The organism is Paenibacillus sp. FSL P2-0322 (genome assembly GCF_037975315.1).
GTDB classification, from domain to species: domain Bacteria; phylum Bacillota; class Bacilli; order Paenibacillales; family Paenibacillaceae; genus Paenibacillus; species Paenibacillus polymyxa_B.
The window spans coordinates 5178106-5189578 of sequence record NZ_CP150243.1 but is presented as its reverse complement, the minus strand read 5'-3'; the positions used below and the strand labels follow the sequence as shown (position 1 = coordinate 5189578).

The window sequence follows — 11473 nt, the reverse complement described above, 5'->3', positions numbered from 1 at the left end:
TATGGCACGTGTGTTAGTAGTGATCACGCCTGCTGAAGGCCATGTTAATCCGACACTAGGATTAGTGAAAAGGTTGGTAGACAGTGGGGAGGATGTTGACTATGTGTGTACGGAAGAATATCGTACGAGAATTCAACAGACAGGAGCACAGATGATCACCTACCCTTTTGTTGATGATGCTTTTTCTAAAGACTCTGATTTAAAGCCAGCAGAATACAAACATCATTATCAATTTGTGTACATGATGGTAAAAGGTATGATTCTTCCGATTATTCCAGAGGTTTTGAGAGTTATTGAAAACAGAACCTATGATTATTTAATCTATGATTCTTTGATGGGCTGGGGAGGCACGATTATTGCACAGAAGCTAGGAATCCCTGCTGTGTGCTCTATCGCTTCTTTTGCTTTCGTAGAGCCGTTGGGATCGGGACAAGGCATGAATGACAATGATCCGGAGGTAAAAAAGTTGTACACGGCTACGATGCAAATAACGCATCAACTAGCTAATGAGCTTCAGGTTGACGCTCCGGCTATAGAAGAGATTGCTCCTCATGGCGGGCGCTTAAGAATAGTTTATACAAGCCGCTATTTTCAACCGCAAGCCGAAAAACTGGATCACAGTTTTATTTTTACAGGTCCTTCTATTGTACCGCGGAAAGATGCTCCATCTTTCCCGTTCGAACAACTTCGTGTTCTGCATCCACAGGCGGTTTACATTTCAATGGGTACTATTTTGAATAAAGACTTGGAATTTTATAAGCTTTGTTTTGCAGCATTTCGCGATTTGCCTGTGCAGTTTGTGCTGTCTTCAGGCAATTATACAGACATGGAGCCATTGGCCCCGTGTATCCCTGACAATTTTATAATCAAGCCTTATATTCCGCAATTGGAAATGCTTCAGCATGTGGACGCTTTTGTTACACATGCGGGGATGAACAGTACAAGTGAAGCCCTATATTACAATGTACCGCAGGTCATGATTCCTTTAACATCGGATCAGCCGATCGTAGCCAGTCGGGTGCAGGAACTGGGAGCGGGTGTTGTTGTGGATAAAAATGAGCTTACACCCGCTAGTTTGAGAGCTGCCTTATTAGAGGTATTGAGTCATCCAACCTATAAAGAACAGGCTCATGTGATCGGCGAATCATTACGCCAGGCTGGTGGGTACAGACATGCGGCAGATACAATTATGAGTCATTTCTCCACCATAGAAAAATAAGCGCAGTCTATATACTGTGATTCCTTTCTTTTAAAGCAGCAGATTTTTCAAACTCTAATTTCTTCGAAATTGCCAGGAGACCAAGGGAGCAGATGATTAGGGCCAAACATACCCAATAGGTGTTTCGGTAACCAATCCATTGAGCGGTTAATCCGCCCATCAAGCTCCCTACCAGTCTTCCGATGGTTGTCGCATTGGAATATAGCGTCGATGCGTACCCTGGAAGAGAGGGCAACAAATCCTGCATGTAACTAATGCCAATGGCAGAAATCACTGCAACAAAGAAGGCTAGAAGAAGTTGCCCCACGAATAGCTGCCACATCTCCGTAGACATAATAACAAGGATATAATAGACAACTCCTGTTAATGCCCCTAAAAATACAAGCAAACGGTTGGAGTATTTAGCTGCTAGTACGCCTAGCATGAGCATCAAGGGGATTTCTAAAATGGCGCAAATACTGGATACTAGAGCAACGTCACTCGTGTCACCTTTTAAATTGTGAATGATGAACAAAGAAATATTTAAACTGTTCATCCAGTGAGACGTATAGAGCAGAGTAAGAACTAAAAAGGGGATCAGAATCTCAATATTTTTATGTAATGTAATGTTATGAAGTGAAAGTTGATTCTTATGTTTAAGCTGAGCGGGAGGCTGCTGGATAAAAAAGAATAAAAGAACAGCAATGAGAACAAAAATAGAGGTCGTTCCCATAAAGATACCTTTAAAGCCCGTATGTGCAATCAAAAAGGAACCAAAAAGCGGCCCGGTAATAAAGCCAAGAGAAAACATAGACCGAAGCGTTGAATTAGCAAAGGCGTGATCCGCAGATTTACTGCGATCTACTGCTTCACGTGCACTGGCAAATAACTGCGGCATCCCAGGAGCACCAATGGCCGTAAAGATCGTCATATAAACAAAAAGTACATAAAAATTTTGGATTACAAGATATCCTGCAAATGCTACGGCATTAAATAACGTACAAATCACCAAAATTTGTTTACGATCTAATCCGGTATCAGAACGTTTGGCAATCAGAGAGCTTATCCATATGCCACAAATCAAAGTCACCGCTGTAAACACACCAAAGGTTCCCACAGATACGCCAAGTGTACTTGTAAAATATACAGCTAAAAAAGGTGCGCTGATGGATATAGCCATGCCTTGCAATAACATGCAGATCATGAACAATGGGTAGTTAGGGATAACGAAAAGATTTTGAATACGCTTTAGCATTTCTTTTTTACACCCCTTCGGATTTAGTAGCAGAAACATTTCTATCCTTCCTAAACTATATATGATTTTAGTATAAAATGTATATTTACATGGTGTGAAATATTATATATTATTTTTCACTTTGAGGAGCAGGTCAATATACAGGCAAAGATACAGTAACAGGCTAAGAGTCAAACTCTCCATACCTTCAACTACTAACCTAGCTATGAGATCATGAGATTAACCTGAATACGGAGGGTAACTCATGAATGCCAAAGAACAACGCAGACAAGATTGGCACACACGTATCGCAGCCTATCGGGCAAGTGGCCTCACGATGAAAGCTTGGTGCTCCGCAAATCATTGTTCTGTCGAACAATTGAAATATTGCTGTACAAAATAAAGCGGTATCATCCTCAGCTACTCCAGATCCAAAGACTTCTCCCGTACAGTTTGTACCTCTTGCCACTGTAGATCCACCTGGCAGCGTTTCTCCTTCTCTAATCCTTCATATCGGTGAAGCCAGTATCGAGCTTCATTCCCGCTTTGACCCAATGCTTTTGCGCGAAGTGATTCACGCGCTTACTTCACCATGCTGACCTTTCCAAGCATCAGCGTGTGTTTCTTGCTTGTGGTTCCACCGATCTGCGCAAGTCGATCGACGGACTTGCTGCCATCGTTCAGGAAAGCTTTGGTCTGAATCCGTTCTCCTCCGGCTTATTCGTATTCTGTAACCGGGCATGCAACAAGCTCAAAATTCTATATTGGGATCACAATGGGTTCTGGCTTTACTATCGCAGCCTAGAACGTGGCAGATTTCAATGGCCTACAGGCAAGGAAGAAGTAGTAGCCATTTTACTAAGGTGGTAACGCTGATGTTATGTTTTTTGCTACTTCCACACGGCTGCTCTGTCCTGCTTTTAACTCCTGTATGATGGCTAGTTTCTCAATCGCATTGTATTCGTTCTTCTTAGACAAAGGAAAACTCCCCTTCAAGTAGCGGTTTATTTATTAAACCTGTCTACTTGAAGGGGAGCATATCAAAATCGGTAGCCTGTTCCGTAATTTATAATAGCGAGGTTACGAACTTCACCTCCGGAAAGCGGCTATCCGGTCCTTTCATTAAGATTCCGCCTTGATTTTTCAGATACCTATCGAAGAAATCCAGCATATAGGCATTGATAACGGAGTTCGCTCTTTCGGGCGCAATCTTTCCTGTAATGCCCAGCATTTTGAAAATCGGAGAAATGAACTGTACGTCGGCAAAATTCAAATGCTCCGTATTTTCGATATAGAGGACTTGTCCTCCTTCGTCGACCGTTTCGCGCATCCGTTCAAGCTCCAACTTTTTATCTTCCGTTACTTGATCCTCCCACTCTCTTGTTGAGCCCATATGGTTAAGCTCTGCATCCGTGTAGACCCGGTTATCCATCACCATTTTTAATTTTTCGAAATAGCTTTCCGAGTTGATGAACAAAAACGGCTTTCGCAGACCCTCTCTGTCACGCAGTCGATAAAGCCCTCCATCAAGGTCTATTCCAACCGCGATTCGCGGATCGTAAGAAGCGTCATAGGCCGTCGCTCCGCCGATGGAATGACCGAACACCCCGACATGACCAAGATCAATTCTCCCTTTTAGATGACTTGGAATCTGTCCCGATTGGATGAGCTCGAATTGGTCCAGCGCAAACGCCACATCGCCGGTTAAAACTTGTCCCAATTTGTCGCGATTTCCTCTACTCGTCTGGTAATCATGGTCGGGCGAGAATAAGTCGTTGGTTGTGCTGGTCGTGATTCGCCCGTCCGGAAACTCGGTTGCAAATGTATTGTAGGTGTGGTCGATCACTGCCACGATATATCCATGACTCGCGAGATTTTCGGCTTGCGACGTGTGGAGGTACCTGGAAGAGCCGTTGCCGGGATTCGCAAGGATCAGCGGGTATGAAGTCTGTGCCCAAGAGACTTCGGCCCCCGAATAAGCATGACTGGGTACGTACTTCAGGTGTTGAAAAGTAAACCCGGGAAGGCCATAGTCCGCGGCCATATAACGTAAAATCTGGGTTTCGGGAATAAAGGGAGCATACTTGCCTATGCCAGCTTGAGTTGGATACCATACCTGAACCATCAATTCCCTTTTGCCTGTCGTGGTTTTGCCAAATGTCTCCTCCCGGCTTGGATCGATGAAATGAAAGACTTGCGTACCTACCTTCAACTCGCCGGTTGGCGCCGGAAAGTCGAATACGGGAAACACATAGAGGAAGCACCCCGTTGCGATTAGCCCAATCACGATAAAAAGGCGGCCCAGCACCCTACGGATTCGCGAGGCAGTCCGAACGACTTTCAGCGTTATGAAAACGTCTATAAGTGAGAGCATAAGCATCAGGATCGTAAATCCGTATAAAAATAAAAGCTGAACCCTGTATCCTTCGACAAGCAAATGTATCACTAAAAAAATGGAGCCTGCTCCGCTTGTCAGGAGCAAAGCTGGTTTTCGAATACGTTGATTGATAATGAACAGGAGTGCCAACAAACAAGCACTTGAAAAGAATAGCAGCATTTCAAAAAACCTCACGCCAACTCCCCCTTAAAAATAATCCTATCAATGGATTAGTATAGAGGAGCAGCTAGGTTGATACCATTGATCTAGATGACAATTGCCTAACACTCTTGTAAGGTTGCGCGACGATGGCGCAGAAAACGGCATGTAATGTGCTGATTCCTGCCTTTCGGCCGGGGCTGTTTGTTTCACAATTGTGAAGACAGCTCAATCTCCAATCTCCGATAAAATGATTTTCAGAACTCAGCTTCTTGCTTCGTTTATGGAAGGGTTCAAAGGCGAGATTGACCGAAACACCTCGGTCAGCATCACTTCCGCTAACTTGTTAAATCATAATTCAGCATAACTTAGCCCTCATTTAGTTGAACAGGTGGGGGCTACTTGACGCTTACGTAACAGGAGTGGGATGTAGATATGTATGTGGAATTTTCCTGTAGGATTTACCTTAAAGACTGAAGCGATCTACGAACTGCTTGATCAGTTCATTCAATAATCTGGCGGCCTTCGTAGGAAGGCGATGGTCAGCTTTCTTAAGGAAAACCAGCTCACTATTTGGTAACTGTTGATGCAATATTTTGGCATAGGGATGAAAGTGCTTATCTTCTTCACCATAAACGAGCAGGACAGGAAGCTGGATTTCCGTGAGCCGAGAGGTGCAGTTGTACTTCAAGCTGTAACGGTAATATTGTTCGACATTCCTGGGATTTCCCTGCTTCGCATCGTTGAATAACTTACGGAACAAAGATAGCTGTTTCGTTTGTGACCAAGCAATAGAAAGGGCAAGCGTACCGACTGCGCCGATTTTGGAAAGAGCAATGCCCAAAGAAATTTTGTTTCTTAGTCGCCATTCGTTTACTTCCGACATTCCACTGATAACAATTCCTCCCCATGCCCGATCTGGATAAGTCAAGAGGAACTCAAGTACTATCGAGCCTCCGGTAGAATATCCACACAAAAATACTTTATCTAAGCTCATCCGGTCCATCAAATGTTTAATATCCAGGGCGATGAGAGGATAAGTAACCGTTTGTTCGGAAGGCTGACTTTTACCGTGTCCTCTGATATCAAAAGCTATAGTTCGAAAATCGGATGATAACTCTTGGAATTGGTATGTAAAATTTAAGCTTGTGAGTACTGGAGGGTGAATGAATAGGATGGCCATTCCTTCACCAGAATCCATGTAATGCATAGAGTATTCGTTTATGTTTGTAGTAGCCATGGTTATGCTCCCTCCCTGAATGGTTTGATCTTAAATTTGGCCTATTAGATCCAAAAAATTCATGGAGGCGTAACTTTAATTGCTTGTATGAAATACCTTTGTCCCAATGATCCAATACAGGAATAATATTTTTAGTACAAGAAAAAAATAAGAGGATCAAGTTTTTCTAAGAAAGGGACACATACATGGGCATGAAAAATAAAGTTACCATAGCACTAGTGCTAAGTTTATTGTTGATGATCTTGGGCTGTAGAGCGGACTCCAGTCAACAGCTAAAACAACAAAGTGTGAAGTCACCTATCATAGTAAATCAAATGGGCAAAAAACCTGTCATTGTGATCTTGATTGATTCATTAATGGATAAGCCTTTGCGAGATGCGATTCAAGAAGGCCGTGCACCCGCGATGCAATATCTCCTTCATCAAGGGCAATATTTCCCGCAAGTAGTGAGTTCATTTCCCACGATGTCTGTGACAATCGACAGTACATTATTAACGGGAACGTATGCAAACCAACATCATGTGCCCGGACTCGTTTGGTACAGCGACCAAAAGAAACGCATGATTCTCTACGGCAATGGTGCCAAAGAAGCCTTGAAGATAGACCAACTGCAAGTATTCTTAGACGCAATTTACCAATTAAACCAAGTTCATTTGAATAAAAAAACGAAAACCATACATGAGGAATTGGCTGACAAAGGAAAAGAATCCGCGTCCATCAATGCTATTGTCTTCAGAGGGAAAACGAAACATGCCTTAAAAGTGCCTGACTTCATAGCGAATAGCAGCAGGGTGCCAGAAAAAATGATAGTAACAGGGCCTAAATGGTTATCTTATGCAGCTTTGGCACAATTGAATCTGAAAAATAGCTGGAATACTCCTTTGTGGAAAAAATTTGGGATGAACGACGAATTTTCCGCAAAAGATACCGCTTTTCTAATAAGCCAGAAGAAACTTCCAGACGTAACCATCACATACTTTCCAGAGAATGATAATTTAGCGCATAGAAAGGGCCCGACTCAACTGGAGGGAATCGAAAAAGCAGATCAAGCACTGCAAACTGTGTTGAATGCATATGGTTCGTGGGAACAAGCTGTAAACAATGCGATATGGGTTGTCATGGGTGACAGTGCGCAAAGCGCTGTTTATGATGATCGACAGGTTGCCGCTGTTGATTTAAAGTCGCTTTTGAATCATTACCGTATTGCAAAATTAAATCAACCTGTAAGAAGTGATGACCAAATCGTGATTGCCGCTAATGAACGGATGGCCTATATCTATGCGATAAGCGATAACGTAGAGCTGTCCAACGTGGCGAAGCTTTTACAGCATGAGGACAAGCTCGACATTATCGCTATGAAAGATGGTAAAAACAATATTCATGTTACAAAGGGAAAAAAGGGTAAGCTGTTTTCTTATCATCCCGGTGGAAAATTCATCGATGAATATGGGCAATCGTGGACCTTGTCGGGCGAAGAGGACCTTGTGGATATTACGGTGAATAACAACCGGATCCAATATGGAAAATATCCAGACGTTTTGGCGAGGCTACACGGGGCAATGAATTCACATGAAGGAAGATATGTTGTCGTCACGGTCCAACCTGGATATGAACTCGTCGGCGAAAGTTCCCCTACTCACATCGGAGGGGGAGCTCATGGATCGCTGCATGAAAAAGATTCCCTTGTCCCATTAATTATTTCCGGAACGAATACACGTCCCAAAACACTGCGAATCGTGGATATAAAAGACTGGATTATGCAATTGGTGAACGAATAAGTATTATTCGTGCTTGATATTAAAACCGTACTACATTAGTATATAAGCATATAGTTATATAAGTGGAAGGGGGGGCACACCTTGGATCAACTTGGTTATGTAGCCGATCATTTAAAGCTATTGGGGGATAAAACTCGGCTGGCCATGCTTTCCCTGCTAAGAGAGAGAGAATGGTGTGTTTGCGAATTTGTAGATATCTTTGATATGTCGCAGCCAGCCATTAGCCAACATTTGAGAAAATTAAAGTCGCAAGGGATTGTAAAAGAAGAACGACGAAGTCAGTGGGTATACTATTCCTTAAATGTAGACGACAAGCCGCATATTCAAGCTGTTCTTGAGAGTATGCCAGACTCTAAGCAGATTTTAAAATGGCTGAATAAAGAGGAGCCGATCGCATCTTGTGGACCGGATTCATCGGCTTGCTGCTCATCCTAAAGGCTGCTCCGTTTAACTCCTTGCAGGGATAAAGATGTTTTTAATATAAGTATATGTTTATAAGGTGATGTAATGGAGGTTTAAAACATTGATTTTGTTGGCATGCATTATATTCTTAGCCACTTTAGTGTTGGTGATCTGGCAGCCTAAAAATTTGTCCATAGGATGGTCTGCCTGCGGCGGTGCCATACTCGCCTTGCTGGTGGGTGTCGTCGATTTGCATGATGTTTGGGAAGTTACTCATATTGTCTGGAATGCGACACTGGCTTTTGTAGCCATTATTCTGATTTCGTTGGTGCTTGATAAAATAGGCTTCTTCGAATGGGCGGCGCTTCACATGGCACGAGCTGCGCGAGGAAGCGGAACCCGGATGTTTGTTTATGTGACCATTCTTGGCGCCGTTGTTGCTGCTTTTTTTGCGAATGACGGTGCGGCCTTAATACTGACACCGATTGTACTGGCGATGGTTCGGGCACTTAAATTGGATGAGAAAATGGTTTTTCCTTTTATCATAGCGAGCGGTTTTATTTCAGACACGACGTCGCTTCCGCTTGTGGTCAGCAACTTGGTTAATATTGTGTCAGCCGATTTCTTTGGTATCACCTTTATGGAATATGCGAGTCGCATGATTATACCTAATTTATTTTCTTTAGCAGCCAGTATAGGAGTACTGTATCTCTTTTTTCGTAAAAGGATTCCGAAAACGTTTGATGCGACACAATTAATCAGGCCTGCGGAAGCGATTAAAGATCCAAAGATGTTCCGTATGTCCTGGATCGTTCTCGCGGTTTTGTTCATTGGCTACTTTGCATGCGAATTTTTTAATATTCCCGTTTCGGTGGTGGCCGGTATTATTGCTATCTTTTTCTTATTGATGGCGCGTAGAAGTCCTGCAGTGCCGATGAAAGAAGTCATCAAGGGCGCTCCATGGGCTATCGTATTTTTCTCCATCGGAATGTATGTTGTGGTGTATGGTCTGCGTAATGCCGGTTTGACGGATCTGCTGGCCCATGTGATTCAAGCGGCTGCCGATCAAGGTATGTTTGTGGCCACCATGGGCATGGGTTTTATTGCGGCGATTATCTCGTCGGTCATGAATAACATGCCTACGGTCATGATTAATGCGCTTGCCATTGATGCCACCCATGCAACCGGTATGGTCAAAGAGGCGTTGATTTATGCTAACGTGATTGGATCGGATCTAGGGCCGAAAATAACTCCGATTGGTTCATTAGCCACGTTGTTGTGGCTGCATGTGCTCCGTTCGAAAAACGTAAAAATTTCTTGGGGGACTTATTTTAAGACAGGCATTGTCTTAACCATTCCTACACTTTTTATGACCCTACTGGGCTTATACCTGTGGTTAGTCATTTCATAATTGAACATTGAAGGAGACATTAATGATGGAAAAGAAGAAAATTTACTTTTTATGCACTGGTAATTCTTGCCGCAGCCAAATGGCAGAAGGCTGGGCCAAAAAATACTTGGGAGACCGTTGGAATGTATACAGTGCGGGCATTGAAGCACACGGCCTTAACCCTAAAGCGGTGCAAGCGATGAATGAAATAGGGATCGATATCTCCGGTCAAACTTCAGATATTATAGATCCTGCTTTGCTGAACAGCGCGGATTTCGTTGTGACCTTGTGCGGAGATGCTGCTGATAAATGTCCTATCACACCTCCGCACGTTCGTCGTGAACATTGGGGGTTTGATGATCCGGCTAAAGCACAAGGAACAGAAGAAGAGAAATGGAGCGTGTTCCAGCGTGTACGGGATGAAGTAGGGGCTCGTATTCGGAAATTTTTGGAGACTGGTGAATAAACAAGGTGCACAGTTTAGGAAGAGGCATGTAGTATAGTATTTCAAACAAGCACGCTTCCTTAAAGAGGTGGTGCTTGTTTGGCGTTTTTTTCCCTCACAGTATACTCTTCCAGCACCTTTGTTTTATCTCCATAGATCCTATCCAAATGATCTTCTCCCCATAAGCAAAAACGATCAAGCAGATCTTTAAAATCCCATCCATATTCACTAAGCTCGTACTCCACTTTGGGTGGAACCTGGTTATAAATGATACGGTGGATGATTCCATCCTTTTCAAGCTCTCTAAGCTGTTGGGTGAGCACTTTTTGGGTGATTTTGGGAATGAGTTGACGAAGTTCGTATGTACGTTTTCTGCCGCTGATTAAATGGTGTAGGATGATGCCTTTCCACTTTCCACTGATGACCTCCAAAGTTGCTTCGATCCCGAGCATATAGGTTTTGGCGTTGTCTTCCATAAACTTTCCCCCTCCAATTTGTAGTTCTAAAAGCACTAAGGAACCTTAAAGTACCTACGGTACAATGAAGTGCGTACTTCACACTTATATATATATCAACCATAATAGCATCTGTAAACAGGGTACACCAATCACGAGGAGAAAGAAGGTTACGGATACATGAAAGTTCTATTGGTCGTCACGCATCCTAGAGAAGATTCACTTACCCTTGCGGTCATGAATCGTTTTGTAGAGGGATTGAAAGAGAATAAGCACGAGGTAGATATTTTGGACTTGTATCGGGATGGGTTTAATCCGGTATATAGCGCGGCAGATGAGCTGGATTGGAATACGCCTCATAAACAATATGCTCCTGAAACACGGAGAGAGATGGACAGAATTGCTGCTGCGGATGCTCTGGTCTTTGTGTTTCCTCTATGGTGGTACAGTGTTCCTTCCATGCTAAAAGGGTACCTGGATAAAGTGTGGAACATAGGTTTACTTGAGGAGTTCAAGACAAAACAGGTCTTGTGGCTGTGCTTGGCGGGAGGAACGAAAGAACATCTGATCAAGTATGAATATCACGATTTAGTTACTAATTATTTGAATAAAGCCATTGCTGGTTACGCAAGAGTAAGAGAGTCCAAGGTGGAGTTCTTCTATGATACTTTGTCCGAATCGAAAGAATACATTGAAGGTTTACTGGAGCACGCTTATCAATTAGGTCGGGCATATAAGTGAATTTTATTCTGATAACAATGACAATTTAATATTATTGAGAATTTTGCAAAATCC

Annotated in this window: 12 protein-coding genes; 7 read left to right on the top strand and 5 right to left on the bottom strand. The window is 43.1% G+C overall.

Annotation, left to right across the window (positions count from 1 at the left end; translation table 11 throughout):
* Position 1 precedes the first annotated feature (1 nt).
* Entirely contained in the window at positions 2–1219 is a 1218-nt protein-coding gene (locus tag MKY24_RS23080) for a macrolide family glycosyltransferase (RefSeq protein ID WP_023990410.1), read from the top strand.
* A gap of 7 nt (positions 1220–1226) precedes the next feature.
* Here the strand turns inward: MKY24_RS23080 and MKY24_RS23075 are convergent, their stop codons facing one another.
* A complete protein-coding gene (locus MKY24_RS23075) occupies positions 1227–2453 on the bottom strand; it encodes a sugar efflux transporter (protein ID WP_023990409.1) in 1227 nt (408 codons plus the stop codon).
* Positions 2454–2852: 399 nt separating this feature from the next.
* The gene (locus MKY24_RS23070; protein ID WP_256715726.1) at positions 2853–2987 is read right to left on the bottom strand and encodes a hypothetical protein; all 135 of its coding nucleotides are present in this window, start codon (positions 2985–2987) and stop codon (positions 2853–2855) included.
* Between the two features lie 63 nt (positions 2988–3050).
* Here MKY24_RS23070 and tnpB point away from each other — a divergent pair, with 63 nt between their 5' ends.
* Positions 3051–3302 carry an IS66 family insertion sequence element accessory protein TnpB gene (gene tnpB / locus MKY24_RS23065; protein WP_071558214.1) on the top strand — a complete coding sequence of 84 codons (252 nt, stop codon included), beginning with the start codon at positions 3051–3053 and terminating at the stop codon, positions 3300–3302.
* A gap of 196 nt (positions 3303–3498) precedes the next feature.
* Here the strand turns inward: tnpB and MKY24_RS23060 are convergent, their stop codons facing one another.
* Positions 3499–5004 carry a dienelactone hydrolase gene (locus MKY24_RS23060; RefSeq protein WP_264454502.1) on the bottom strand — a complete coding sequence of 502 codons (1506 nt, stop codon included), beginning with the start codon at positions 5002–5004 and terminating at the stop codon, positions 3499–3501.
* A gap of 430 nt (positions 5005–5434) precedes the next feature.
* On the bottom strand, positions 5435–6208 hold the full coding sequence (locus tag MKY24_RS23055; protein WP_264454503.1) for an alpha/beta hydrolase: 774 nt from the start codon (positions 6206–6208) through the stop codon (positions 5435–5437).
* 185 nt (positions 6209–6393) lie between these two features.
* On the opposite strand from MKY24_RS23055, the gene MKY24_RS23050 reads away from it, so the two are divergent.
* From MKY24_RS23050 to arsC, 4 genes are all read left to right on the top strand, one after another.
* Positions 6394–7986, top strand: a complete 1593-nt coding sequence (locus MKY24_RS23050; protein ID WP_339200957.1) for an alkaline phosphatase family protein — start codon at positions 6394–6396, stop codon at positions 7984–7986.
* A gap of 81 nt (positions 7987–8067) precedes the next feature.
* Positions 8068–8421, top strand: a complete 354-nt coding sequence (locus MKY24_RS23045; protein WP_023990405.1) for a metalloregulator ArsR/SmtB family transcription factor — start codon at positions 8068–8070, stop codon at positions 8419–8421.
* A gap of 88 nt (positions 8422–8509) precedes the next feature.
* Positions 8510–9799, top strand: coding sequence for an arsenical efflux pump membrane protein ArsB (locus tag MKY24_RS23040; protein WP_023990404.1), 1290 nt, complete (start codon positions 8510–8512; stop codon positions 9797–9799).
* 25 nt (positions 9800–9824) lie between these two features.
* Positions 9825–10244 carry an arsenate reductase (thioredoxin) gene (arsC, locus tag MKY24_RS23035; protein ID WP_338533721.1) on the top strand — a complete coding sequence of 140 codons (420 nt, stop codon included), beginning with the start codon at positions 9825–9827 and terminating at the stop codon, positions 10242–10244.
* 59 nt (positions 10245–10303) lie between these two features.
* Here the strand turns inward: arsC and MKY24_RS23030 are convergent, their stop codons facing one another.
* A complete protein-coding gene (locus MKY24_RS23030) occupies positions 10304–10699 on the bottom strand; it encodes a helix-turn-helix domain-containing protein (protein ID WP_023990403.1) in 396 nt (131 codons plus the stop codon).
* A 159-nt stretch (positions 10700–10858) separates the two neighbouring features.
* On the opposite strand from MKY24_RS23030, the gene MKY24_RS23025 reads away from it, so the two are divergent.
* Positions 10859–11419, top strand: coding sequence for an NAD(P)H oxidoreductase (locus MKY24_RS23025; RefSeq protein WP_028541776.1), 561 nt, complete (start codon positions 10859–10861; stop codon positions 11417–11419).
* Positions 11420–11473: the final 54 nt, after the last annotated feature.

Bases quoted from the DNA above. Each gene is read 5' to 3' on its own strand.
- MKY24_RS23080 (WP_023990410.1), top strand. From the start codon at position 2: ATGGCACGTGTGTTAGTAGTGATCACGCCTGCTGAAGGCCATGTTAAT.
- MKY24_RS23075 (WP_023990409.1), bottom strand. From the start codon at position 2,453: ATGCTAAAGCGTATTCAAAATCTTTTCGTTATCCCTAACTACCCATTG.
- MKY24_RS23055 (WP_264454503.1), bottom strand. From the start codon at position 6,208: ATGGCTACTACAAACATAAACGAATACTCTATGCATTACATGGATTCT.
- MKY24_RS23050 (WP_339200957.1), top strand. From the start codon at position 6,394: ATGGGCATGAAAAATAAAGTTACCATAGCACTAGTGCTAAGTTTATTG.
- arsC (WP_338533721.1), top strand. From the start codon at position 9,825: ATGGAAAAGAAGAAAATTTACTTTTTATGCACTGGTAATTCTTGCCGC.
- MKY24_RS23030 (WP_023990403.1), bottom strand. From the start codon at position 10,699: ATGGAAGACAACGCCAAAACCTATATGCTCGGGATCGAAGCAACTTTG.
- MKY24_RS23025 (WP_028541776.1), top strand. From the start codon at position 10,859: ATGAAAGTTCTATTGGTCGTCACGCATCCTAGAGAAGATTCACTTACC.